Origin of the sequence: Microbacterium sp. W4I4 (genome assembly GCF_030816235.1) — a bacterium.
Classification (GTDB): domain Bacteria; phylum Actinomycetota; class Actinomycetes; order Actinomycetales; family Microbacteriaceae; genus Microbacterium.
In genome coordinates, this window is the sequence record NZ_JAUSXT010000001.1 from 494825 (window position 1) to 519088 (window position 24264).

Annotated in this window: 22 protein-coding genes; 21 read left to right on the plus strand and 1 reads right to left on the minus strand. The window is 70.0% G+C overall.

All coding sequences use genetic code 11. From position 1 onward, the window contains the following. The first annotated feature begins 86 nt into the window (after window positions 1-86). The 5 genes from nirB to QF046_RS02330 are packed head-to-tail and all read left to right on the plus strand — an operon-like array spanning window position 87 to window position 6082. Window positions 87-2666, plus strand: coding sequence for a nitrite reductase large subunit NirB (gene nirB / locus QF046_RS02310; RefSeq protein ID WP_307365798.1), 2580 nt, complete (start codon window positions 87-89; stop codon window positions 2664-2666). Then, window positions 2663-3049 carry a nitrite reductase small subunit NirD gene (gene nirD / locus QF046_RS02315; protein WP_307365800.1) on the plus strand — a complete coding sequence of 129 codons (387 nt, stop codon included), beginning with the start codon at window positions 2663-2665 and terminating at the stop codon, window positions 3047-3049. The genes nirB and nirD overlap by 4 nt, the downstream gene beginning before the upstream one ends. Then, window positions 3046-4281 (plus strand): uroporphyrinogen-III C-methyltransferase, encoded by a 1236-nt coding sequence (cobA, locus tag QF046_RS02320; protein ID WP_307365802.1) that lies wholly within the window; start codon window positions 3046-3048, stop codon window positions 4279-4281. The genes nirD and cobA overlap by 4 nt, the downstream gene beginning before the upstream one ends. After that, window positions 4278-5405 (plus strand): uroporphyrinogen-III synthase, encoded by a 1128-nt coding sequence (locus QF046_RS02325; RefSeq protein ID WP_307365805.1) that lies wholly within the window; start codon window positions 4278-4280, stop codon window positions 5403-5405. Before cobA ends, QF046_RS02325 begins: the two co-directional genes overlap by 4 nt. Then, window positions 5402-6082: a sirohydrochlorin chelatase gene (locus QF046_RS02330; protein WP_307365807.1), complete on the plus strand. Its 681-nt coding sequence runs from the start codon at window positions 5402-5404 to the stop codon at window positions 6080-6082. Before QF046_RS02325 ends, QF046_RS02330 begins: the two co-directional genes overlap by 4 nt. A 58-nt stretch (window positions 6083-6140) precedes the next feature. Here QF046_RS02330 and QF046_RS02335 read toward each other — a convergent pair whose 3' ends face one another. Beyond that, window positions 6141-7091, minus strand: a complete 951-nt coding sequence (locus QF046_RS02335; protein WP_307365809.1) for a formate/nitrite transporter family protein — start codon at window positions 7089-7091, stop codon at window positions 6141-6143. A gap of 173 nt (window positions 7092-7264) precedes the next feature. On the opposite strand from QF046_RS02335, the gene QF046_RS02340 reads away from it, so the two are divergent. The 16 genes from QF046_RS02340 to QF046_RS02415 all read left to right on the plus strand — a co-directional run bounded on the left by QF046_RS02340 (window position 7265) and on the right by QF046_RS02415 (window position 24258). Next, window positions 7265-8596, plus strand: coding sequence for a replication-associated recombination protein A (locus QF046_RS02340; protein ID WP_307365811.1), 1332 nt, complete (start codon window positions 7265-7267; stop codon window positions 8594-8596). Between the two features lie 173 nt (window positions 8597-8769). Then, window positions 8770-9399, plus strand: coding sequence for a 30S ribosomal protein S4 (gene rpsD / locus QF046_RS02345; RefSeq protein ID WP_307365813.1), 630 nt, complete (start codon window positions 8770-8772; stop codon window positions 9397-9399). A gap of 61 nt (window positions 9400-9460) precedes the next feature. Further along, a complete protein-coding gene (locus QF046_RS02350) occupies window positions 9461-9649 on the plus strand; it encodes a hypothetical protein (RefSeq protein ID WP_307365815.1) in 189 nt (62 codons plus the stop codon). A 67-nt stretch (window positions 9650-9716) separates the two neighbouring features. Continuing rightward, a complete protein-coding gene (alaS, locus tag QF046_RS02355) occupies window positions 9717-12377 on the plus strand; it encodes an alanine--tRNA ligase (RefSeq protein ID WP_307365817.1) in 2661 nt (886 codons plus the stop codon). Further along, window positions 12374-12856, plus strand: a complete 483-nt coding sequence (ruvX, locus tag QF046_RS02360; RefSeq protein WP_307365819.1) for a Holliday junction resolvase RuvX — start codon at window positions 12374-12376, stop codon at window positions 12854-12856. The genes alaS and ruvX overlap by 4 nt, the downstream gene beginning before the upstream one ends. Further along, window positions 12849-14336 carry an endolytic transglycosylase MltG gene (gene mltG / locus QF046_RS02365; protein ID WP_307365821.1) on the plus strand — a complete coding sequence of 496 codons (1488 nt, stop codon included), beginning with the start codon at window positions 12849-12851 and terminating at the stop codon, window positions 14334-14336. The genes ruvX and mltG overlap by 8 nt, the downstream gene beginning before the upstream one ends. Before the next feature lie 25 nt (window positions 14337-14361). After that, on the plus strand, window positions 14362-15186 hold the full coding sequence (locus QF046_RS02370) for a shikimate dehydrogenase (protein WP_307365823.1): 825 nt from the start codon (window positions 14362-14364) through the stop codon (window positions 15184-15186). Window positions 15187-15190: 4 nt separating this feature from the next. Continuing rightward, window positions 15191-16420 (plus strand): chorismate synthase, encoded by a 1230-nt coding sequence (gene aroC / locus QF046_RS02375; RefSeq protein ID WP_307365825.1) that lies wholly within the window; start codon window positions 15191-15193, stop codon window positions 16418-16420. Further along, window positions 16407-16937: a shikimate kinase gene (locus QF046_RS02380; protein ID WP_373425747.1), complete on the plus strand. Its 531-nt coding sequence runs from the start codon at window positions 16407-16409 to the stop codon at window positions 16935-16937. The genes aroC and QF046_RS02380 overlap by 14 nt, the downstream gene beginning before the upstream one ends. Further along, window positions 16934-18013, plus strand: coding sequence for a 3-dehydroquinate synthase (gene aroB, locus QF046_RS02385; RefSeq protein WP_307365829.1), 1080 nt, complete (start codon window positions 16934-16936; stop codon window positions 18011-18013). Before QF046_RS02380 ends, aroB begins: the two co-directional genes overlap by 4 nt. Before the next feature lie 12 nt (window positions 18014-18025). Further along, on the plus strand, window positions 18026-18490 hold the full coding sequence (locus tag QF046_RS02390) for a hypothetical protein (RefSeq protein ID WP_307365831.1): 465 nt from the start codon (window positions 18026-18028) through the stop codon (window positions 18488-18490). A gap of 32 nt (window positions 18491-18522) precedes the next feature. Further along, complete coding sequence (gene aroQ / locus QF046_RS02395) at window positions 18523-18978, plus strand: type II 3-dehydroquinate dehydratase (protein ID WP_307365833.1); 456 nt, start codon at window positions 18523-18525, stop codon at window positions 18976-18978. Continuing rightward, window positions 18975-19778 carry an alpha/beta fold hydrolase gene (locus QF046_RS02400; RefSeq protein WP_307365835.1) on the plus strand — a complete coding sequence of 268 codons (804 nt, stop codon included), beginning with the start codon at window positions 18975-18977 and terminating at the stop codon, window positions 19776-19778. Before aroQ ends, QF046_RS02400 begins: the two co-directional genes overlap by 4 nt. Before the next feature lie 163 nt (window positions 19779-19941). After that, window positions 19942-20505 carry an elongation factor P gene (gene efp, locus QF046_RS02405; protein WP_307365837.1) on the plus strand — a complete coding sequence of 188 codons (564 nt, stop codon included), beginning with the start codon at window positions 19942-19944 and terminating at the stop codon, window positions 20503-20505. A 2-nt stretch (window positions 20506-20507) separates the two neighbouring features. Further along, a complete protein-coding gene (gene nusB / locus QF046_RS02410) occupies window positions 20508-20918 on the plus strand; it encodes a transcription antitermination factor NusB (RefSeq protein WP_307365839.1) in 411 nt (136 codons plus the stop codon). Window positions 20919-20988: 70 nt separating this feature from the next. Then, window positions 20989-24258, plus strand: coding sequence for a DEAD/DEAH box helicase (locus tag QF046_RS02415; RefSeq protein ID WP_307365841.1), 3270 nt, complete (start codon window positions 20989-20991; stop codon window positions 24256-24258). Window positions 24259-24264 lie beyond the last annotated feature (6 nt).

A 24264-nucleotide genomic window follows, 5' to 3' on the forward strand; every position in this document is an offset into this window, starting at 1 on the left:
GGGAATCGTTCCCTGCGCGTAACGCGGACTCGTCGGTTCGCGAAACACGGCCTCCGTAGCGTCATCACAACGAAAGAGGGGGACCGATGACCGTCGAACTCATGACTCCCGCCCGCATTCTCGTGGTCGGCGCAGGGATGGTGGCGCACCGCTTCGTGGACAGTCTTCTCAGCGGCGCCGACAGCCGATGGGCTGTCACGGTGATCGGCGAGGAGCAGCATGCGCCCTACGACCGGGTCGGGCTGACCTCCTTCTTCACCGGAGCGACTCCGGAGACGCTCACGCTCGACCGAACCGTGTTCGACGACCAGCGCGTCACCCTGCTCACCGCAGACCCCGTGGTGAGCATCGACCGCGCGGCCCGCACGGTGCGCACTCGATCCGGCGACGCGCACACCTACGACGCCCTGGTCCTCGCGACCGGCTCGTATGCATCGCGTCCGAGCGTGCAGGGCCACGAGCTGCCCGGCTCCTTCGTCTACCGGACCCTGGAGGACGTGACGCAGCTGCGCGGCCACGTGCAGGCGCGTACCGCGGAGCTCGGACGGACGCTGCGAGGCGTCGTCATCGGCGGGGGCCTGCTCGGGCTGGAGGCCGCGGGGGCGCTGCAGGGGATGGGCGTCGCGGCGACCGTCGTGCAGTCCTCGGACCGGCTGATGTCGGCCCAGCTCGACGTCGCCGGAGGCGGCATGCTGCAGCGCCTCATCGAGGCGCGTGGGCTGACCGTACGGACCGGGAGCCGCACCACGGCGCTCGTTCCCGACGAAACCGGCGCCGTCGGCGCCGTGCAGTTCCAGGACGGTGACACCGTCGACGCCGACGTGGTGGTCTTCACCGTCGGCGTGCGGCCTCGAGATGAACTCGCCGCGGACGCCGGACTCGCGCTGCACCGCACCGGCGGCGTCCTCATCGACGACTCCTGCCGCACCGAGGACGACCGGATCCTGGCCATCGGCGAGGTCGCCAGCTTCGACGGCCGCTCGGTGGGCCTCGTGGCTCCCGGGTACGCGATGGCCGAGGTCGCCGCCGCGGTGCTGCGCGGTGGCGAAGCGTCTTTCCCCGGTTACGACGACTCCACCAAGCTCAAGCTGTCCGGCGTCGACGTCGCCAGCTTCGGGGATGCGATGGCCACCACGCCGAACGCCCTCGACGTCGTCTACACCGATCCCATCGCCGGCGTGTACAAGAAGCTCGTGCTCTCGGACGACGCGAAGACGCTGCTGGGCGGCATCCTCGTCGGCGATGCATCCGCGTACGGTGCGCTGCGCCCGCTCGTGGGAGCCGCCCTCGGCGGTGATCCCGCCGCCTACCTGCTGCCGGAGGGGCTCACCGAGGCGCCCGTCGGCGAACTTCCGGATGCCGCGGTGGTGTGCTCCTGCGCCAACGTCACCGCCGGCCGCATCCGACAGGCCGTGCACGAGGAGGGCTGCACCGACGCCACGTCGGTGAAGAGCTGCACGCGGGCGGGCGCCACGTGCGGCTCGTGCGTGTTCATGGTCTCCAAGATCGTCGGCCAGGAGCTCGCCAAGACCGGCCAGGTCGCATCCACGGCCCTCTGCGAGCACTTCGACCTGTCGCGGCGGCAGCTCTTCGACGCGGTGCGCGTGTCGGAGCTGACGACGTTCAGTTCGATCATCGCCCGGTTCGGCCGCGGGCGCGGCTGCGACATCTGCAAGCCCGTGCTGGCGAGCATCCTGGCCGTGCTGGTCGGCGAGCACGTTCTCGAGGGCGAGAACGCCGCGCTGCAGGACACGAACGATCACGTCATGGCGAACATGCAGAAGGACGGGACGTACTCGGTCGTGCCGCGGATGCCCGGAGGCGAGGTCACCCCTGCGGGCCTGATCGCCATCGGGCGCATCGCCGACGACTACGGCCTGTACACGAAGATCACCGGCGGCCAGCGCATCGACATGTTCGGCGCGCGGCTGGAGCAGCTCCCGGCGATCTGGGGCCGCCTGGTGGGCGCCGGGTTCGAGTCGGGTCAGGCCTACGGCAAGGCGCTGCGCACCGTGAAGTCCTGCGTCGGCTCCACGTGGTGCCGGTACGGCGTGCTCGATTCGGTGGGCATGGCCGTGCAGCTCGAACTGCGCTACCGGGGCCTGCGCGCGCCCCACAAGCTGAAGGTCGGCGTCTCGGGATGCGCCCGCGAGTGCGCGGAGGCCCGCAGCAAGGACGTCGGGGTGATCGCCACGGAGGACGGCTGGAACATGTACGTCGGCGGCAACGGCGGCTTCTCGCCCCGGCATGCGCAGCTGCTGGCATCCGGCCTGGACGACGACGGGCTGATCCGCGCGATCGACCGGTTCTTCATGTACTACATCCGCACCGCCGACCGGCTGCAGCGCACCGCACCGTGGTGCGAGGAGCTGGAGGGCGGACTGGACGGGCTGAAGAGCGTGATCTTCGACGACGAGCTGGGCATCTGCGCGGATCTGGATGCCGCGATGGCTCGGCACGTCGAGCGGTACGAGGACGAATGGGCGGCGACGCTGCGCGATCCCGAGAAGCTTCGGCGCTTCAGCTCGTTCGTGAACGCCGCGGACACTCCCGATCCCTCGCTCGCGTACGTCGCCGAGCGCGGACAGGTGCGGCCGGCGACGGCCGATGAACGAGCCGCCGGTGGCGTGCTCATCGCAGGAACGACCTTGGAGGTACGGGGATGACCATCACAGCGGATGTCGAGACGCTGGTGCGCGTGTGCGCCGTGAGCGACCTGGAGGTGGAGCGCGGCAGCGCCGCGCTGTTCGGCTCCACGCAGATCGCCCTGTTCCGCCTCGCCGACGGGACGCTGCACGCCGTGTCCAATCGCGATCCCTACACCGGCGCGCAAGTGATGTCCCGCGGGATCGTGGGAACCCGCGATGACGCGCCCACGATCGCCTCACCGCTGCACAAGCAGGTCTTCGACCTGCGCACCGGGCTGTGCCTGGACACCAAGGGAGCAGAGCCGGCATCGCTCCGGGTCTGGGCGGTCGTGGAGCGGGACGGCGATGTTCTCCTGGACCTGACGCAGGAGCTGACCCAGGTCGTGGCGGAGGCGGCATGACGCTGATGCTGGGCGTCTCGCTCGCCGGTCGCGAGGTGCTTCTCGTCGGGGGCGGTCTGGTCACCGCCAGGCGGCTGCGTCGGTTCGTCGACGAGGGCGCCGTGGTGCGCGTGGTCGCCCCGCAGCTGCACCCTGAGACCGCACGTCTCGTCCGCGAGCACGGTGCGACCTGGCATCCGTGCCGTTTCCGCGCCCGCGACCTCGCCGGTGCCTGGCTCGTGCACGTCGCGACCGGCGACGCGGGCACGGACAGCCGCGTCGTGGGTCTGTGCGAGCGCCGCCGCGTGATCTGCATCAGCGCCGGCAACGGAGAGCACGGCTCCGCGCGGATGACGGCGCAGCTGGACACCGGTGACGTGACTGTCGCCGTCACCAGTACGCACGGCGCCGATCCTCGCCGCTCGGCCGCCGTGCGCGATGCGATCGACGACCTCATCGCGACGGGGAGCCTGCCGCTGCGGCGTCGGCGTCCGGCCCGTACCGGGCGGGTGGATCTGGTCGGGGGAGGCCCGGGTCCGGCGGATCTCATGACCGTGCGCGCACGGCGACTGATCGCCGAGGCCGACGTCATCGTGACCGACCGGCTCGGACCGGCCGCCGAGGTCATGCGCGGTCTCGACGCGGATGTGCAGGTGATCGATGTGGGCAAGCGGCCCGGTCATCATCCCGTGCCTCAGGAGGAGATCAACCGCATCATCGTCGAGCACGCGACCGCCGGCCGCCGTGTCGTGCGTCTGAAGGGCGGAGACCCGTTCGTGTTCGGACGGGGCGGCGAGGAGATGCAGGCGTGCCTCGAAGCGGGGGTCGCCGTGGACGTGACGCCTGCGCCGTCCAGCGCCATCGCGGTGCCTCAGGCCGCGGGCATCCCGGTCACGCATCGAGGCGTCGCCTCAGCGTTCCACGTGGTCAACGGGCAGGGTGCCATGGAGGTCTCCACGCTGGCCGCGATGGCGGACCCCACGGTGACGACGGTGGTGCTGATGGGCGTCGCGGCGCTCCCGCGGATCGTCTCCGACGCCCTGCGGCACGGCGTCGCGGCGGACCGTCCGATCGCCTTCGTGGAGAGCGGACACACACCGCAGCAGCGCACGACGCGCTCGACCCTAGGTCGCGCGGTCGCGGATGCTCAGCAGATCGGGCTGCGCAACCCCGCCGTGATCGTGATCGGAGATGTCGCGCGCGCAGGGCTCCTTCTGCCGGACGGGCCCTTCGTCCGGGCGGCTTCCGCGTGACCGCGCGCCCTGGCCCGGACGCCGTGCTGGAGGGCTGCGTGATCGTCATCGCCGCCGACCGTCGCTCCGCCGATCTGGCCGCCGCGCTGGAGCGTCGCGGGGCCGTCGTCCATTGCGCTCCTGCACTCAGCATCATCCCCGCGATCGATGACGACGAACTGATCACACGCACCCGAGAACTCATCGTTGAGCCGCCGGATATCGTCGTCGTGACGACCGGAGTGGGTCTGCGCGGCTGGATGGATGCCGTCGACCAGAACGATCTTCACGCCAGCCTGTCCGACGCTCTGGCGGGCGCGCGGTTCGTCGCCCGCGGCCCCAAGGCGCACGGCGCGATCCAGCAGGCCGGATTCACGGCCGACTGGGTCGCCGAGTCCGAGACCTCCGCCGAGGTGGCCGAGTACCTCATCGCCGACGGTGCGGCCGGGCGCAGGATCGCCGTCCAGCACCATGGCGCGGGCGCCGATGACCTGGATGAGCAGCTGGAGCGACACGGCGCACAGGTCGTGCCGCTCACCGTGTACCGCTGGGGGCCGCCGCCCGACCCGGACGTCGTCCGGCGATCGGTGCTGCAGACCGCCGCAGGGGGCGTGGATGCCGTGCTGTTCACCTCCGCGCCCGGAGCCCGCGAGTGGGTGCGCATCGCCGAGAGCCAGGGAGTGCTCGATCGCATCCGGGAGCGCGCGTACAGCGGCAGACTGCTGCTCGCGTCGGTCGGTCCGATCACCGCCGGGCCCCTCGACGACGTCGACCTGCCGACCCGGATCGCCGCACGCGGCCGGCTCGGTTCGCTCGTGCGCAGCGTGGTGGAGCACTACAGCGGCCGTGAGCCCCGGCTGGCGACGGCGGCGGGGGAGCTGCAGGTGCGCAGCGCCGGGGCGGTGCTGGACGGTCGTCTCATCGGGCTGTCACCCGCATCGGCCAGCATCCTCGGCGCGCTCTTCGACGCCCGCGGCCGGGTGCTCAGCAGGGAGGAGCTGGGGCATGCACTGCCACGGGGCGGCGAACGCGCCCATGCCGTGGAGATGGCGATCGCCCGCCTGCGTGATCGCCTCGGCGGCGGCGACACGGTGCAGACGGTGACCAAGCGCGGATATCGATTGACGACGGAGGAACCGGAATGACGACACTCATCGCCTGCTCGCACGGCACGAGCTCGCCGGAGGGCCGCGCGACGGTCTCACGGCTGGTCGCACTCGTGCAGGATCGGATGCCGGCGGTCCGGGTCGTGCCCGCGTTCGTCGATGTGCAGTCGCCGCGGGTCGACGTCGTCGTCGCGCGAGAGAGCCGCAGCGACACCACGGTCGTCGTCCCGCTGCTGCTCTCCTCGGGACACCACACCGCGGTGGACATCGCCAGCGCGGTGGCCGCTCACGCGCCCGCTCGCCAGACGGATCCGCTGGGTACGCATCCGCTGATCGCACATGTGCTCGCGACCCGGCTGCGCGCCGCAGTACGGGGCGCATGGCGGCCGGGTGACAGCGTGGTGCTCGCGGCGGCCGGATCCAGCGACCCGGCCGCCGCCGCCGATGTGGACGCGGCAGCGGAGAACCTGCGTCGCCTGGTGCCGGCACCGGTCACGGTGGGGTACGCGTCCGGTGCGGGTCCGCGCCTCGCCGAGGCCGTGTCCTCGTCTCGAGCCGACGGTGCGACGCGCGTCATCGCCGCCAGCCACATGCTCGCTCCGGGATTCTTCACCGGACTGGTCCGTCGCTCCGGTGCCGATGTCGTCTCGGCCCCGCTCGGCGCCGACCCGCGCGTCGCCGAGGTGATCATGGAGCGGTATCAGCACTCGCTCTGACATCGGACAGCAGTGAGGGGCGTGGCCGGCGGCCACGCCCCTCACTGCTGTCGTGCGGTCATCGACCACCCGGCTGCGAGACGAGTTCACGGATGTCGGCCTCGTCGAAGTGCGCGGCACGGGCATCCGCCTCGTCGACGACCGGTGCACTGACGACCGGGGCGCTGACGACGGGAGCGACGACGACGGGCCCGGTCGTGCGGCGCGGCGAGCGGAGGCGGGTGCGTCCGTGGGTGAAGTACAGCGGAAGCGCCACGAACAGCAGACCGCCGAAGAGGTTCCCGATCACCGTGGGGATCTCGTTCCAGATCAGGTAGTCCCAGAGCGTGAAATCAGCCCCCAGCATGAGCCCAGAGGGGAAGAGGAACATGTTCACGATCGAGTGCTCGAAGCCCATGTAGAAGAACAGCGTGATCGGCAGCCACATCGCCAGGACCTTGCTGGACAGGCTGTCGGATGCCATGGCCAGGACCACACCGGTCGAGACGAGCCAGTTGCAGAGCACGCCTCGGATGAACAGCGTGAGCATCCCGGCGAGTCCGTGATCGGCGTAACCCACCGTACGGCCGTGTCCGATCTCGCCGATCGCGTGCCCGACGGCGCTGGGCTCGGTGGAGAACCCGTAGGTGAAACAGACCGCCATCAGGACGGCGACCAGGACGGCCCCCATCAGGTTGCCCAGGAACACCAGGCCCCAGTTGCGCAGCATCGCTCGGATGGTCGCGCCCGGCCGCCGGGCGATCACGGCCAGCGGGCCGAGCGTGAAGACCCCGGTGAGCAGATCGAAGCCGAACAGGTACAGGATGACGAAGCCGATCGGGAAGAGCACCGCGCCGAGGAGCGGCTGCGCGGTCTGCGTCGACACGGTGACGGCGAAGGCGGCGCCCATGGTGAGCAGAGCCGCCCCCATGAAGGCACGGATGAGGGTGTCCCGGGCGGACAGCTGCATCTTGGCAGCGCCGGCGTCGATCATGCGGGCGACGAGCTCGGGTGGCTTGATGTAGGACACGGAACCTCCAGCGACGGGAGCCCGGCGGGCTCGGCTGCCCTCAGCCTCACCGCGCACCGTTTCGGGGGAGGGGCTGATCCGTTACGGCCGTGGAACGATCTGCTCACCTCGCCGCGGACGCGCAGTGAGATCGCCGCGTCGAGCGTGTCCGCGACCGCGACTAGCCTGGAAGCATGACGCCAGCCGCACCCCTGCTCTCCGGGCAGACGCCGCTTGCCGTGCGCATGCGGCCGGTCTCGCTCGACGAGGTCGCGGGTCAGAAGCATCTGCTGCGCGCGGGCTCGCCGATCGTGGCCCTCGCCGACCCCGACACGACCACGCCCGGTGCGGTCTCGATGATCCTCTGGGGGCCGCCAGGTACGGGCAAGACGACTCTGGCTCAGGCCATCGCGCGCTCCTCGGGCCGTCGCTTCATCGAGCTGTCCGCCATCACCGCCGGCGTGAAGGATGTCCGGGAGGTCATGCAGGACGCCGTGACCCAGCGCGACCTCTACGGGCAGACGACGATCCTGTTCCTCGACGAGATCCACCGCTTCACCAAGGCGCAGCAGGACGCGCTGCTGCCCGGCGTCGAGAACGGCTGGGTCATCCTCATCGCGGCCACCACCGAGAATCCGTCGTTCTCGGTGATCTCACCGCTGCTGTCACGGTCCCTGCTGCTCACCCTGCAGCCGCTCACCGATGACGAGATCGGCGAACTCGTCGACCGGGCGGTCACCGATGCGCGCGGGCTGTCGGGTGCGGTGACCGTCGCCGACGACGCACGGGCGGCGCTGATCCGCCTGGCCTCCGGAGACGCCCGGCGCGCTCTGACCGGCCTGGAGGCGGCTGCCGCCGTGGCGATGTCGCGGGCCGACGATGAGACCTCTGCGGTGGTCTCCGACGAGGATGTCGCGCAGGCCGTCGACCGTGCACTGCTGCGCTACGACCGCCAGGGCGATGAGCACTACGACGTCATCAGCGCGTTCATCAAGTCGATCCGCGGCTCGGATCCGGATGCCGCCGTGCACTACCTCGCGCGCATGATCGAGGCGGGGGAGGATCCCCGCTTCATCGCGCGGCGACTCGTGATCTCGGCCGCGGAGGACATCGGACTGGCCGATCCGCAGGCGCTCGTCATCGCGAACGCCGCCGCCGATGCCGTGGCGTTCATCGGGATGCCGGAGGGGCGCATCCCGCTCGCGGAGGCGACCATCTACCTGGCCACCACCGCCAAGTCGAACGCGGCGTACATGGCGATCAACCAGGCCATCGCCGATGTGCGCGCGGGCGGATTCGGGCGGGTCCCGATCCACCTGCGCGATGCGCACTACGCGGGTGCCAAGCGACTCGGGCACGGCAAGGGCTACCGGTATCCGCACGACAGCGATGCGGGCATCCTGCCGCAGCAGTACCTTCCCGACGAGCTGCAGAGTCGCCGGTACTACGAGCCGAAGAACCTCGGCGCCGAGCGCGACATCGCACCGCGACTGGAGCGCATCCGCAAGATCCTGGGCGACCGCTGAAGTCGGACCGCTGCGTCTGTTAGCATTGAACGGCTCGAAACCCAGTTTTCGGGCATCCCTCCACTCCTGAATCACTTCCCGACGCGCCCCGGCGTGCGCTGCGAGAAGGCGGAACCGAGGCGATACGCCCGTGAGACGTGAAAGACGCGTCCACGTCACGGAAGGAACACTTCGTGGTCACGAAGTCCCAGGACCGCCGCAAGGTCCGTCTCAGCCGCGCGCTGGGTATCCCGCTCACCCCGAAGGCCGCCCGCTACCTCGAGAAGCGTCCCTACGCTCCGGGTGAGCACGGCCGCACCAAGCGCAAGGCCGACAGCGACTACGCCGTCCGTCTGCGCGAGAAGCAGCGTCTTCGCGAGCAGTACGGCATCCGCGAGAAGCAGCTCCGCATCGCGTTCAATGAGTCCCGCCGCAAGGACGGCCTGACCGGTGAGAACCTGGTCGAGCTCCTCGAGATGCGTCTCGACGCACTCGTGGTGCGTTCGGGCTTCGCCCGCACCACGGCGCAGGCCCGTCAGCTGGTCGTGCACCGCCACATCCTCGTCGACGGCCAGCTCGTCGACCGCCCGTCCTTCCGCGTGAAGCCGGGTCAGCTCATCCACGTCAAGGCCAAGTCCGAGGCGCTCGAGCCCTTCCAGGTCGCAGCCGCCGGCGGTCACGCCGAGGTCCTGCCCCCGGTTCCGGCTTACCTCGAGGTCGAGCTGGACAAGCTGCAGGCCCGCCTGGTCCGTCGTCCGAAGCGCGCCGAGGTCCCCGTGACCTGTGAAGTGCAGCTCGTCGTCGAGTACTACGCAGCCCGCTGATATCAGCACGCACGAGAGGCGCCGGGGGATTCCCCGGCGCCTCTCGTCGTAGGATGGCGGAATGAAGAATCTGAGCTGGTTCCTGATCGGTGTGATCGGCGGGTTCGTCGCCGCGCACTTCATGAACAAGGACCCTCGTGGTCAGGAGATCTTCGCCGAGGTCGATGCGCGCATCTCGGAGTTCGCCGGCATCCTCGGCCAGGCGTACCGCCAGCAGGAGGCGCGCCTGTCGGACCCTGCAGACGACTGACCACGATTTCGAATCGAGCCGCGTCCCGAGGACGCGGCTCCGCCACGCAAGGAAACCCACGAGCACTATGAGAACTGCGGAGATCGCGCAGCGCTACCTCGATTACTTCGAGAAGAACGACCACCTCATCGTCCCTTCGGCCTCTCTGGTCAGCGACGATCCGTCGTTGCTGTTCACGGTCGCCGGAATGGTGCCGATGATCCCGTATCTGACGGGTGTCGTTCCTGCGCCTCACCCCCGCATCGCGGACGTGCAGAAGTGCATCCGCACCAATGACATCGAAGAGGTCGGACGCACGGCGCGCCACGGCACGTTCTTCCAGATGCTCGGCAACTGGTCCTTCGGCGACTACTTCAAGGAAGGCGCGATCCGCTACGCGTGGGAGCTGCTGACGTCTTCCGAGTCCGACGGCGGACTCGGGTTCGATGAGAAGGACCTCTGGGTCACGGTCTACGAGACCGATGACGAGGCGGAGTCCATCTGGCGCGACATCATCGGCCTCAAGCCCGAGCGCATCCAGCGCCTCGGCCGCGCCGACAACTACTGGAACACCGGTCAGCCCGGCCCTGGCGGACCGGACTCCGAGATCTTCTTCGACCGCGGTCCCGCGTACGGTCGCGACGGCGGTCCGGCCGTCGACGACAGCCGGTTCCTGGAGATCTGGAACCTCGTGTTCATGCAGGACTTCATCGACAACATCCGCGGCAAGACCGAGTTCGACATCACGGGCGAGCTGCCGATGAAGAACATCGACACCGGCATGGGCCTGGAGCGGGTCGCGTTCCTCAAGCAGGGCGTCGAGAACATGTACGAGACCGACCAGGTGCGCCCGGTGCTGGATCGCGCGGTCGAGCTCTCCGGCCGCACCTACGGCGCGGTGCACGAGGACGACGTGCGCTTCCGTGTGGTCGCCGATCACGTGCGCTCCTCGCTGATGCTGCTCTCCGACGGCATCCGCCCCTCCAACGAGGGTCGCGGCTACATCCTGCGCCGCCTGATGCGCCGCACGGTGCGCTCGATGCGCCTGCTCGGTGTCGATGCACCGTCGTTCCCCGAGCTCTTCGAGGCATCGCGCGACGCCATGAAGTCCTCGTACCCCGAGCTGGAGAAGGACTGGGGCGTGCTGTCCTCGGCTGCCTTCGCCGAGGAGGAGACGTTCCGTCGCACGCTCGCGCAGGGATCCACCATCCTCGATCTCGCGCTGAGCGAGACGAAGAAGAAGGGCGCGGCCACGCTGAGCGGCCCCGAGGCGTTCCTGCTGCACGACACGTACGGATTCCCGATCGACCTCACCCTCGAGGTCGCCGAGGAGGCCGGCCTGTCCGTCGACCGCACCGCGTTCGACTCGCTCATGACCGAGCAGCGCGAGCGCGCCAAGGCCGATGCCCGCAACCGCAAGCGCCAGCTGGCGGATGTCTCGGTGTACCGGCAGTTCCGCGCGCTCGGTGAGACCGGTTACCTGGGATACACCGACCTGCAGGCCGACTCCCGCATCCTCGGCATCATCGTCGACGGCGCACCCGTGCAGACGGCGTCCGAGGGCCAGGTGGCGGAGGTCATCCTCGCCGAGACCACTCTCTACGCGGAGTCCGGCGGCCAGGTCGCCGACAAGGGCACCATCGTCGGCACCGGCTTCGAGCTGGACGTGCTGGACGTGCAGCGTCCGGTTCCCGGACTGATCAGTCACACCGTGCACGTCGCCTCGGGCGCCGTGGCGATCGACGACCGTGCGACCACCGTGGTGGATGCCGCCAACCGGCGCGCGGCTCGTCAGGCGCACTCGGCCACGCACCTCGTGCACGCCGCGCTGCGGGACACGCTCGGCCAGACGGCCACGCAGGCGGGTTCGCTGAACCGTGCGGGCTACATGCGCTTCGACTTCGCATGGTCGCAGCCGCTGTCGGCGGAGACCCGCACGGAGATCGAGGACATCGCCAATCGCGCCGTCAACGACGCGCTCGAGGTCACCACCCGCATCGTGTCGCTCGATGAGGCGAAGGAAGCCGGCGCCATGGCGCTGTTCGGCGAGAAGTACGGCGACGTCGTCCGCATGGTCGACATCGGCGGTCCCTGGTCTCGCGAGCTCTGCGCGGGCACGCACGTCTCCTCGAGCTCCGAGATCGGTCTCGTCAGCGTCGTCGGCGAATCGTCGGTCGGCGCGTCGAACCGCCGCATCGAGGCGCTCGTGGGTCAGGACGCGTTCCGCGAGCTCGCCGCGGAGCGAACGATCGTCTCGCAGCTGTCCGCGGCACTGAAGGCGCCGCGCGACCAGCTGTCCTCGCGCATCGAAGAGCTGCAGGCGAATCTGAAGGCTGCCGAGAAGCGGATCGCACGGTTCGAAGCCAAGGAGCGCGAGGGTCGGGTTCCCGCTCTCGCCGAGGGCGCGCGGATGGTCGGTGTCCACCGCGTCGCCGCGACGTCGCTGGGCGAAGTCGGCTCCGCGGATGACGTCCGCACCCTGGCGTTGAGCGTACGCGAGCGTCTCGGGTCGGACGCGGCCGTGGTGGCGTTCGGCGGCATCGTCGGCGGACGTCCGATCGTGGTCGTCGCGACGAACGACGCCGCCCGCGCGGTGGGTGCGAAGGCCGGTGCGCTGGTGCGCATCGCGGCCGGCGTGCTCGGCGGGGGCGGTGGCGGCAAGGACGACGTCGCACAGGGCGGCGGAACCGACGCCACGGCGCTGGACGCCGCGCTGGAGGCCATCGTCACGGAGCTCACGGCAGCGTGACCGGCTTCCGTCGCGGCACCCGGCTCGGCATCGACGTGGGGAAGGCGCGCGTCGGTGTGGCCCGGTGCGATCCGGACGGCATGCTCGCGGTTCCCGTGGAGACGGTGCCGCGCTCGGACGCCTCGATCGATCGCATCCAGCAGCTCGCGCAGGAGTGGGAGCCGCTGGAGATCATCGTCGGCCTGCCCGTGAACATGCGCGGCGAGGACACCCCCTCGACGACCGATGCGCGCGAATTCGCCGCGGCGATCGCCCGGCGCACCGGAGTCTCCGTGCGGATGGTGGACGAGCGGCTCAGCACCGTCACGGCGCACGCGGCGCTGCGCTCTTCGGGGAGATCTCAGAAGAAGTCTCGTAGCATTGTCGACCAGGTGGCGGCGGTCGTGTTCCTGCAGCACGCCATCGACACCGAGAAGAGCACCGGTACCCCGGCCGGTGCGTTGATAGATTTCGATGAGGAGTCCGTCCACGATGACTGACGCCGACGATTCCCCGCACCACGACGGTCTGGGCCGTCTGTTCGACAACCTCCCGACCGCGGCGTCGAACCTCCCCGAGCGCTCAGCCCGCGAGGAGCCGGCACCCGGCTCGCGCCGTGCGCTGCGGGCAGCTCGGGAGAGCACGGAAGCCCCGAGCACGCAATCGGATGCCGCAGCCGACAAACCCACCAGCGCGTCCGAGCCTGCTGCTGCACCCGTGCCCGCCGGCGCACCCGTGCCCGCCGCTGCTCCCGCTTTCGCCCCCGTTCAGGCCGCACCCGCTGCGGCCGAGCCCGCAGTCGTGGGGGAGACCGCGGATGGACGATCCGCCGAAGGCGACCAGCTCGATGACCTGTTCGCCCCCGAGCGCCATCACAGCGCGCCGACCAGGAAGCGCGGTCGCGGCTGTCTGATCGGACTGATCATCGTGCTCGTGCTGCTGGGCGGCATCGCGGCCGGCGGTGCATGGGTCTACAACACCTACCAGACCAAGATCGACGATCTGATGGGCTGGGGCGAGCCGAAGGACTACGAGGCCGGACAGGCCACCGGCGAGGCCCTGGTGACCATCAGGAAGGGCGACACCGGCTCGCCGGTGTCGACTGCGCTGTTCAACGCGGGCGTGACGAAGACGAAGAGCGTCTTCTACGACTATCTCGTCGCCGAAGGCTCGGCGGCCACGTTCTACCCCGGCGTCTACAAGCTGCAGAAGAAGATGACCGCAGCCGCGGCGTTGAAGGCTCTCGAGGAGCCCTCGAACCGCATGGAGAACACCGTGCGCATCAGCGAGGGCGGCACGGTCGCGTCCTCACTGCCGCAGATCGTCGACGGCGTCGGCATCCCGCTGGCGGACCTGCAGGCGGCGATCAAGGACCCGACCGTCTACGGGGTGCAGGCGAAGACCCTCGAGGGATGGCTGTTCCCGGCGGTGTACACGTTCGATCCCGGTGCCACCGCGAAGGACGTCATCGCCCGCATGGTCGCCCGCACCCAGGAGTCGCTCGCGAAGGTCGGCGTCCCCGCGGACGATGCGCAGCGCGTGCTCGCGATCGCCTCCATCGTTCAGCGCGAGGGCCACACCGCCGACTTCGCCAAGGTCTCGCGCGTCATCGAGAACCGGCTCGACCCGGCCAACGACGAGACGCACGGCCTGCTGCAGATGGACTCGACCGCCCAGTACGGCTACGGACTCACGCACGAGGGCCCGGTCTCGTCCTGGCCCTGGGAGACGGTCAAGAACGACCAGAACCCGTGGAACACGTACCAGCACGCGGGTCTGCCGGCCTCGCCGATCTCGAACCCGAGCCACGCCGCGATCGAGGCGGCGTACAACCCCGTGGACGGCCCGTGGTTCTACTTCGTCACCGTGAACCTCGACACCGGCAAGACGGTCTTCTCCGCGACCTATGCGGAGCAGCAGGCCGCCGAGGCCGAGTACCGGAAGTGGTGCAAGGACAACCCGGACGGCGGATGCTACTGATGGCGGGGGCCGCGGCGGTACGCACATGACGTCGGGCACCCGGCTCGCCGTCTGGGGCGACCCGATCGGCCACAGCAGATCGCCGGCCATCCATTCGGCCGCGTACCGCGTGCTCGGGCTCGACTGGCAGTACGACAGGCGCCGGGTCGACGAGCATGCTTTCGCGGACGCACTCGACGAGCGCGACGCCACCTGGCGCGGTCTCTCGCTGACGATGCCGCTCAAAGAGGTCGCGCATGCCGCGGCCGACGAGGTCGACCGTCACGCCGCGCTGACCGGCGCGGTCAACACGCTGCTGCTCGGCGACCGGCTTCAGGGGTTCAACACCGACGTGGGCGGCATCGTCGACGCCTTCGCGCACGCGGGCGTCGATGAGGTCCGCCGTGTCCGCATCCTGGGGGCCGGGGCGACCGCGGCATCCGCTCTGGTCTCCGTCGGCGAACTCGGGGCGGAATCGGTGGAGGTGCGCGCCCGACGTCCCGAGGCCGTGCAGCGACTGCAGCGGATCGCCGCCGAGCTGGGCGTACGGGTCACGGCCGCGCCGTTCGGCGCGCCCGCGGACGACGTCGACGCGACGATCGCGACCCTGCCCAGCGGGACGGTGCTGGACGCCTCGGTGTCGGCGCCGCTGTCGGCATCCGGCGGTGTGCTGTTCGAAGCCGCCTACGCTCCCTGGCCCTCCGCTCTGGCCGCCGGCTGGACATCGGCCCCGGTGATCTCCGGGTTCGAGATGCTGCTGTACCAGGCCGTGCGTCAGATCCGCATCTTCCTGTACGGCGACCAGGACCAGCCGCTGCCCGAGGAGGACGTCATCGTGGCGGTCATGCGGTCGGCGAGCATGGAAGACTAGAGGCATGCTCCGCGTGCTCACGGCCGGCGAATCCCACGGCCCCGAACTCATCGCCGTCATGGAGGGTCTTCCCTCCGGCGTCACGGTCACCGCCGAGGCCATCCAGGCCGATCTTCAGCGACGCAAGCTCGGCTACGGGCGCGGCTCGCGGATGAAGTTCGAGCAGGACGAGCTGACGATCTCCGGCGGTGTCCGCCACGGGCGGAGCATGGGCAGCCCGATCGCGCTGCGCATCGGGAACACCGAGTGGCCGAAGTGGACCGAGGTGATGAGCCCGGCGCCCGCCGAGCTGACCGAGAAGTCCCGCGGACGCGGCGCGGCCCTGACCCGCCCGCGCCCGGGACACGCCGACCTGGTCGGAATGCAGAAGTACGACTTCGATGAGGCCCGTCCGATCCTCGAGCGCGCCAGCGCCCGCGAGACGGCGGCCCGCGTGGCACTCGGCGCCGTGGCCCGGTCGTTCCTCGCGGAGCTGGGCATCCGTCTGGTCAGCCACACCCTCTCGATCGGCCCGGTGCGGGTGCCCGACGGCTCACCGCTGCCGATGCCGGATGACGTCGACGCGCTGGATGCCGATCCGCTCCGGTGCTTCGACGCCGAGACCTCCGCACGGATGGTCGCCGAGGTCGACGACGCCCGCAAGGACGGTGACACGCTCGGCGGCATCGTCGAGGTGCTGGCCTACGGGCTTCCGCCGGGGGTGGGTTCGCACGTGCACTGGGACCGTCGCCTGGACGGCCGCCTGGCGCAGGCGCTGATGAGCATTCAGGCGATCAAGGGCGTCGAGGTCGGCGACGGCTTCGAGACGACCCGTCGCCGCGGATCGGCCGCTCACGACGAACTGTTCGCGACCGAGGACGGCATCACCCGCGCATCCGACCGCGCGGGCGGCACCGAGGGCGGAATGACCACCGGAACCGTGCTGCGCGTGCGCGCCGGCATGAAGCCGATCGCGACCGTTCCGCACTCGCTGCGCACGATCGATGTGGCCTCCGGTGAGACGGCGACCGCGCATCACCAGCGCTCGGACGTGTGCGCGGTGCCCGCTGCGGGCGTCGTGGCCGAGGCGATGGTGGCGATCGAGCTGACGAACTCGCTGCTCGAGAAGTTCGGCGGCGACAGCATCCGCGAGACCCGTCGCAACGTCGACGGCTACCTGGCGGGCATCCCTGAGACGCTGCGCACGGCGCCGGCGTCGGAGGCGGCGCTGCTCGCCCATGATGAGCTCTCCTGAGCGGTCCGAGACGCCGCTGACCCTGGTGCTCGTCGGCCCGATGGCCGCCGGCAAGACGAGTGTGGGGCGTCGCGTCGCGCGCCTGCTCGAGGTGCCGTTCATCGACACCGACAAGCGGATCGCCGCGGAGCACGGACTGATCCCGCAGATCTTCGCGGAGCACGGCGAGCCGTACTTCCGTGCGCTGGAACGCCAAGCGGTCGCTGATGCCGTCTCCGAGGGCGGCGTCGTGTCGCTCGGCGGGGGAGCTGTGACGGATGCTGGGACGCGGGCACTGCTCGCGCAGCATCCGGTGGCATTCCTGACCGTGAGCGCGGAATCGGTCGCCCGTCGCATCACCGGTGCGGGACGCCCGCTGCTCGCGGGTGAGGGCGACCCTGTGGAACGTTGGCGGACGATCTTCGACGAGCGCCGCAGCTGGTACGAGGAGGTCGCGGATCTCACCGTCGACACCTCGCACCGGCCGATGGGCGTGCTCGCGGAGGAGATCGCCGCTTGGAGGAAGGAACTGGCATGAGCACGAAGACCATCAGTGTGACGGGGCTGGCCGCGTACGACATCACCGTCGGCCGGGGGATCCTCGACCAGGTGCAGGCCGCGCTGGCGCCCGAGGTGCGGAAGGTGCTCGTGGTCCACGCCCCGACGCTCGCGCTCCGTGCCGCCGAACTGCGCGACCGGCTGATGGCCGACGGTTCCCTGCAGGTGCTGCTCGCGGAGATCCCGGATGCCGAGGCGGGCAAGCGCATCGAGGTCGCGGCGTTCTGCTGGCAGATCATGGGCCAGGCCGACTTCACCCGCAGCGACGCCGTGATCGGCTACGGCGGCGGCTCCGTCACCGACGTCGCCGGCTTCGTGGCCGCCACCTGGCTGCGCGGCGTGCAGGTCGTGCAGGTGCCGACCACGGTGCTGGGCCTCGTGGATGCGTCCGTCGGCGGCAAGACCGGCGTGAACACCGCCGAGGGCAAGAACATGGTCGGCGCATTCTGGGCGCCGCGCGCCGTGATCGGCGATCTGGACGAACTGGGCAGCCTGAGCGCGAACGAGGCGACGGCGGGCTATGCGGAGGTCGTGAAGGCCGGCTTCATCTGGGCACCCGAGATCCTCGACATCATCGAAGCCGACCCGCAGCGCGCGGTGGACACCTCGTCCGACGAGTTCCGCCGCACCATCGAGCTCGCGATCGAGATGAAGGCGAAGGTCGTCTCGGACGACTTCCGCGAGGCGGGGCTGCGTGAGATCCTCAACTACGGCCACACCCTCGGTCACGCGATCGAGCACGCCGAGCGCTACCAGTGGCGCCACGGCGCGGCGATCTCGATCGGCATGATGTACGCCGCCGAACTCTCCCGGCTGGCGGGCCGACTCTCGGATGCCGCGGTGGATCGTCACCGCAGCATCCTGGACCTGCTCGGGCTGCCGACGACCTACCGCGCCGGGGCGTGGCCGGCGCTGCTGTCGACCATGCAGCGCGACAAGAAGGCTCGGGGCGGGATGCTGCGCTTCATCCTGCTCGACGACATCGCCAAGCCGACCGTGCTGCAGGCTCCTGACGAGTCGCTGATGTTCGCCGCCTACCAGGAGATCGCGGGCTGATACAGTCCGGTCATGCGCAGAGGCGGGATGCTGGCGACGGTGATCGTCGTGGGATCGATGCTGGTCGGATGCAGCGGCACGGGCGCGCCCGACGAGGGCGGGTTCGGTCTGGGCGCGCTGACAGCGGAGGACGCTCTGGCGGCGTTCGTGCGCGCCGGCGCCGCGCCGGAGCGACTGCGCGGCACGCTCACGGTTCGCGATGACGGATGCTTCACCTGGTCGGGCGAGTCCGGCGACGGCGCGTGGATCGTCTGGCCGGATGCGGCCGAGTCGGATCGTGACGATGGCGGCCGAGTGGTGCTGGACGGCGGGGAGGTCGTGTCCGACGGATCGGCACTCTCCGCGGAGGGGGCGCTGATCGCGCTCGCCGACCTGCCCGACGGCGGGAATCCGGACTCCTACTTCGGGGCGTACGGCGGATTCTGCGATGCGGGCTCCGAAGGCGTGATGCTGCTCACCGCGGTTGCGGCCGGCTGAGCCGACAGGGGCTCGCTGGTAATGTGCGGAGCGTGTCCGCACCTCTTCGCCTCATGCTCCTGAACGGCCCGAACCTCAATCTGCTCGGCACCCGCGAGCCGGAGGTGTACGGCACCGCCACGCTGGCCGACGTCGAGCAGCTGACCGCGCAGACGGCGGCGGACCTCGGGTACGAGGTGCGTGCGCTGCAGAGCAACCACGAGGGTGCGCTGATCGATGCGATCCATGCCGCCCGCGAGGACTGCGCGGGCATCGTCATCAACCCGGGTGGGCTGACGCACACCTCGGTCGCGCTGCGCGATGCGCTCACCGGCGTGAGCCTGCCGTTCGCGGAGGTGCACATCTCGGACGTGTACGCCCGCGAGAAGTTCCGCCACTTCTCCTACCTGGACGACGTGGCCGCCGTGCGGGTGGTGGGCAGGGGCGTCGACGGGTACGCCGAAGCCGTGCGCGCACTGGTCGCGTTCATCGGCGATCAGGACTCGTGATCGCATCCGCGGACCTGCATGAGGCCGGTCCCGCGATCGCGAACGGCACCGCGGTCCTGCTGCTGGCGGGATCCAGTGGACGGGTGGAGCGGGAGCGCGCGGAGCTGCTGGCCGTCACAGGAGCGCGGGTGCGCGCCATCCGCTGGTTCGGTGGGACCGGACAGCGTCCGACGCCTCACGAGGTGCCTCTCGAACTGTTCGCCGAGCAGATATCGTCGCTGCGACAGGATGCTGATCGCGTGGTGCTCTTCGGCACGTCCTTCGGCGCCGAAGCCGCCCTCGTGACGGCGAGTCGGTTCGCCGTCGACGGTGTCATCGCGGCCGCGCCCTCCTCTGTGGTCTGGGCCGGGACCGATGGGACATCATGGTCGTCGCACTGGACGCACGACGGAGTGCCGCTGCCGGCGGTGTCCTTCGATCCGACATGGATCCCGGCTGCGGAACCGCCGTCGTTCCTGCCGCTCTACGAAGCAAGTCTGCGCGTCGATGAGAACGCGACCGCGGCTGCGCGGATCCGCGTCGAGGACATCACCGGCGAGGTGCTCCTGGTCGCCGCCGGAGATGACCAGGTCTGGCCGAGCATCTACTTCGCCGGCGCGATCGAGCATGTGCGGCGGGATGCCGGACTGAAGACGACCATCATCAGCCACCCGCAGGCCGGGCACCGGATGATCCTCCCTGGCGAGAAGGCGGTGAGCGGCGGGGTCTCGATGCGTCGCGGGGGCACCCCCGAAGCGGACGCCGAACTGGGTGCACGCGCCTGGCCGGAGATCCTCCGGATGCTTCAGACGGCGAGCTGACGGCGAGCGCGACGACGGCGGTGCAGAGCCTCGACCGTCCGGGGGCGCGTGCGCCTCGTGAAACGGTCGCCCATCGGCATCCGATAGAATCGACTCTCGGCCACTTTCTCGGCGCCTCCGCGCCAAGGCCACCGAACCTTCTACATGAACGGACTCCACCCGCATGGCATCCACCGCAGACATCAAGAATGGCGTCGTCATCAAGATCGACGGGCAGCTCTGGAGCGTCGTGGAGTTCCAGCACGTCAAGCCGGGCAAGGGCGGCGCCTTCGTGCGCACCAAGCTCAAGAACGTGGTGACGGGCAAGACGGTCGACAAGACGTACAACGCCGGCACGAAGATCGAGATCGAGAACGTCGACCGCCGCGACTTCACCTACCTGTACACCGATGGCGACAGCTTCGTGTTCATGGACCAGGAGACGTACGACCAGATCAACGTCCCCGCGGTGACCGTCGGCGACTCGGCGAACTTCCTGCTCGAGAACCAGCAGGTCCAGATCGCGCTCAACAACGACAACCCGCTGTACATCGAGCTTCCGGCGTCCGTCGTGCTCGAGGTCACGTACACCGAGCCCGGCCTGCAGGGCGACCGCTCGTCGGCCGGCACCAAGCCCGCCACGCTCGAGACCGGTTACGAGATCCAGGTCCCGCTGTTCCTCGACCAGGGCACCAAGGTCAAGGTCGACACCCGTACCGGTGGCTACCTCGGCCGGATCAACGACTGACCTTGAGCGCTCGTACCAAGGCGCGCAAGCGCGCTCTCGACATCCTCTTCTCGGCCGACGTGCGCGGCGAGACCCCTGCGGTCACGCTGGCCGCCGCCGCCACCCGCGCCGCGAGTGAACCGTCGCGTCAGGCATCCTGGCTGTACGCCCGCGACATCGTCGACGGGATCATCGACCACCAGGACGAGATCGACGAGCAGATCACCACCCACAGCCGGGACTGGAAGATCGACCGGATGCCGGCCGTCGACCGTGCGCTGCTGCGCATCGGCACGTGGGAGATCCTGTTCAACGACGAGGTGCCGACCGCCGTCGCCATCGACGAGGCCGTGGAGCTCGCCAAGGAGCTCTCCACCGAGGACTCCGGCGCATTCGTCCACGGTGTGCTCGCGCGCATCGACCGCTCACGCTGATCCGTCACGCCAGCCGCACCCGGACCTGCGCCGGGCGCGGTGTGTCCCAGGCAGGCGAGAGGATGCTGAGATGAGCATTCCACGCCCCAGCGTGCAGCAGCTGCGCCGTCTCGCCGGAGACGGCGGGTACCAGCGCGGCCTGGACTACGCGCGACGCGGATACGTCCAGCGCACGTCGTGGGATGCCGAGACGCAGACGCTCACGGCGGAGGTGTTCGGCAGCGGCTCCGGCAGCTATCGGTGCCGTGCGCAGTTCGACGGCGGCGCCATCCTCAGCACGGCGTGCTCCTGCCCCGTGCAGCGCGCCTGCAAGCACGTGGTCGCGGCGATGCTGATCGCGGCCGACACCGAATCCGCAGAAGCCGCGGCCGAGGACAGACAGCGCGACGCCAAACGGGCGTCCTGGCGACGACTGATCCCGCAAGCGCCGAACACCCGGCCCACCGCCTCGCTGGCACTCGGCATCGAGCTTCGCGTGCGCCCGTCGCGCGCGGTCGACCGGTGGGGGGCCGCCGCGGCGCGCACCGCGACACCGCGCGAACTCGTCCGCGAGCACGGCGAGGTGCAGCTGGCCGTTCGGCCGCTCATGCGCAGCGACTCGACCGGCAAGTGGATCCAGGGCGATGCCACCTGGGACGGTGTGCGGCGGCCCGGCATCCGCTTCGACGCCGGACAGGCCCGCTGGTTCACCGACTTCCTCGCGATCGCCAGGGACTCCCTGCTCTCCGGCACAGCGGGCGACTGGATACCCCTCGACCGGGTCGAGTCGCCGCTGCTCTGGCAGCACATGGACGCTCTGCGGGACCTGGGCATCCCGATGATCGCCTCGCAGAAGCACACCACCGTGCGCATCGCCGGCACGGCATCCGCCGGTCTGCGCATCGACGGCACCGACGACGGGGGACTCCTCGTCGAGACGGACGTGCGCATCGACGACGTGCGCGTGCCTGCGGCATCCGTCCGCCCGATCGGCTCCACCGGACTGTACCGGTGGGAGGTCGTCGGCGCCGACATCGAGGTGACGCTCGCCGCCGCACCGCTGACGTCCCCGGTGCGCGCCGCCATCCTCGCCGCGGAGACGATCGAGGTGGCCGGCGAGGATCGCGACCTCTTCCTCACCGAGGCGTACCCCGTCATCGCGCGACAGGCCGCCGTCGCCGTGGCATCCGGGCTGGAGCTGCCCGCACCGGCGCGGCCGGAGCCGGTGCTGCGCGTGGCATTCGGCGCCGCGGATCGACTGGAGCACCGCTTCGAGTGGGAGTACGCCGGCCACGGGACGGTCCCGGTCGTCGAACCAGGCCAGGGCCCCGTCGACGGGACCTTCCGTGATGCGGAGGCCGAGCGGCAGGCGCTGCGCGACCTGGAGCGGCTGTGGGGGTCGGCGACGGACGAGCCGTTCCAGCCGCGAGGCGTGCGCACCGGAGTGGCCACCGCGGAGTGGACGGCCAGGGTGCTGCCCGTGTTCGAGGACAGCGACGTTCGCGTCGTGGTCACCGGGCGGCGCAAGAAGTACCGCGAGTTGTCCGGCGCCCCCGAGATCGCGGTGTCGACGGTCGAATCCACCGATCCCGACTGGTTCGACCTCGGCGTGATCGTCAAGATCGACGGCATCTCCATCCCCTTCAAGCCGCTGTTCACCGAGCTCAGCAAGCGCCGCGCGAAGATGGTGCTCGTCGACGGCAGCTACTTCTCGCTCGCTCACCCCGCACTGCAGTCGCTGCGCGACCTCATCGACGAAGCCGCGACTCTCGCCGAGTGGGAGACCGGCCCGCGCCTCAGTCGGCATCAGACGGCGCTGTGGGAGGATTTCGAGGACCTCGCCGATCAGTCCGAGGCGGCCGTCTCCTGGCGCGTCCTCGCCGAGGGGCTGCGCAGCGTGGAGAGCATCCCTGCGACCGCGGTACCCGCCGGTCTGACCGCACAGCTGCGGCCGTATCAGAAGCAGGGTTTCGACTGGCTCGCCTTCCTCTGGAAGCACCGTCTCGGAGGCGTGCTCGCCGACGACATGGGGCTCGGCAAGACCTTGCAGCTGCTGAGCCTGATCACGCATGCGCACGAGACGGGGGAGAAGCGCCCGTTCCTCGTGGTGGCGCCGACGTCCGTTCTCGGCACCTGGCGCAGCGAGGCGGCGCGATTCGCTCCGGGCCTGCGCGTGCAGGTCGTCGAGGGAACGTCCGCACGGCGCGACGAGCGGATGACGGATGCCGCGCAGCGCGCGGACATCATCGTCACCTCGTACACGCTGCTCAGGCTCGACGGCGACGAGTACACGGCGATCGACTGGGCCGGCGTGATCCTCGACGAGGCCCAGTTCGCGAAGAACCCGGCGACCAAGGCGCACAAGGCGATCGCGGAGCTGCGGGCGCAGGTGAAGATCGCCGTCACCGGAACGCCGCTGGAGAACACGCTGACCGACCTGTGGGCGCTGTTCTCGCTGACCGCGCCTGGTCTGTTCCCGTCGGCGCGCAGATTCCGCGAGGAGTACGTGCAGCCGATCGAGAAGGGCAAGGTGCCGGAGAACGAGGAGGGCGGCGAGTACCGCCAGCGGCGCCTCGCCCGATTGCGCCGCCGCGTCCGCCCCCTCATGCTGCGCCGCACGAAGGAGATCGTCGCCGCCGACCTGCCGGAGAAGCAGGTGCAGGAGGTGTTCGTCGAGCTCTCGCCCGCGCACCGCGCGCGCTACGACACGGTGCTGCAGCGCGAACGGCAGAAGCTGCTCGGGCTGCTCGCGGATCTGGATCGCAACCGGTTCACGGTGTTCCGCTCGCTGACGATGCTGCGGATGCTGGCGCTCGCGCCTGGCCTGATCGACCCGGCCGACGCCGGCGTGCCCTCGAGCAAGCTCGACGTCCTGCTCGAGCACGTGCAGGAGCTGAAAGCCGAGGGACACCGGGCGCTCGTGTTCAGCCAGTTCACCAGCTTCCTCGACCTCGCCGCCGAGCGTCTGACCGCGGCAGGGATCGAGCACGTGCATCTGGACGGCTCGACACGACGTCGCAGCGAAGTCATCGACAGCTTCCGCGGCGGAGATCAGCCGGTGTTCCTGATCAGCCTCAAGGCGGGTGGCTTCGGCCTGACGCTCACCGAGGCCGACTACGTGTTCCTGCTCGATCCCTGGTGGAACCCGGCGGCAGAGGCGCAGGCCATCGACCGCACGCACCGCATCGGCCAGGATCGTCCGGTGTTCGTGTATCGCCTGATCGCGTCGGGCACCATCGAGGAGAAGGTGCTGGCACTGCAGCAGCGCAAGGCGCGGCTGTTCACCGCGGTGATGGACGATGAGGACCTGTTCTCCAAGGCGATCACCGCCGACGACATCCGCGGGCTGCTGGAGACCTGAGGTCGT

What these genes read in the sequence shown, in the direction of transcription:
- efp (WP_307365837.1), top strand. Translation starts at nt 19,942, where the DNA reads ATGGCATCCACCGCAGACATCAAGAATGGCGTCGTCATCAAGATCGAC.
- aroB (WP_307365829.1), top strand. Translation starts at nt 16,934, where the DNA reads ATGAGCACGAAGACCATCAGTGTGACGGGGCTGGCCGCGTACGACATC.
- QF046_RS02380 (WP_373425747.1), top strand. Translation starts at nt 16,407, where the DNA reads ATGAGCTCTCCTGAGCGGTCCGAGACGCCGCTGACCCTGGTGCTCGTC.
- mltG (WP_307365821.1), top strand. Translation starts at nt 12,849, where the DNA reads ATGACTGACGCCGACGATTCCCCGCACCACGACGGTCTGGGCCGTCTG.
- QF046_RS02390 (WP_307365831.1), top strand. Translation starts at nt 18,026, where the DNA reads ATGCGCAGAGGCGGGATGCTGGCGACGGTGATCGTCGTGGGATCGATG.
- alaS (WP_307365817.1), top strand. Translation starts at nt 9,717, where the DNA reads ATGAGAACTGCGGAGATCGCGCAGCGCTACCTCGATTACTTCGAGAAG.
- QF046_RS02350 (WP_307365815.1), top strand. Translation starts at nt 9,461, where the DNA reads ATGAAGAATCTGAGCTGGTTCCTGATCGGTGTGATCGGCGGGTTCGTC.
- QF046_RS02340 (WP_307365811.1), top strand. Translation starts at nt 7,265, where the DNA reads ATGACGCCAGCCGCACCCCTGCTCTCCGGGCAGACGCCGCTTGCCGTG.
- nirD (WP_307365800.1), top strand. Translation starts at nt 2,663, where the DNA reads ATGACCATCACAGCGGATGTCGAGACGCTGGTGCGCGTGTGCGCCGTG.
- aroC (WP_307365825.1), top strand. Translation starts at nt 15,191, where the DNA reads ATGCTCCGCGTGCTCACGGCCGGCGAATCCCACGGCCCCGAACTCATC.
- cobA (WP_307365802.1), top strand. Translation starts at nt 3,046, where the DNA reads ATGACGCTGATGCTGGGCGTCTCGCTCGCCGGTCGCGAGGTGCTTCTC.
- nirB (WP_307365798.1), top strand. Translation starts at nt 87, where the DNA reads ATGACCGTCGAACTCATGACTCCCGCCCGCATTCTCGTGGTCGGCGCA.
- QF046_RS02330 (WP_307365807.1), top strand. Translation starts at nt 5,402, where the DNA reads ATGACGACACTCATCGCCTGCTCGCACGGCACGAGCTCGCCGGAGGGC.
- QF046_RS02415 (WP_307365841.1), top strand. Translation starts at nt 20,989, where the DNA reads ATGAGCATTCCACGCCCCAGCGTGCAGCAGCTGCGCCGTCTCGCCGGA.
- QF046_RS02370 (WP_307365823.1), top strand. Translation starts at nt 14,362, where the DNA reads ATGACGTCGGGCACCCGGCTCGCCGTCTGGGGCGACCCGATCGGCCAC.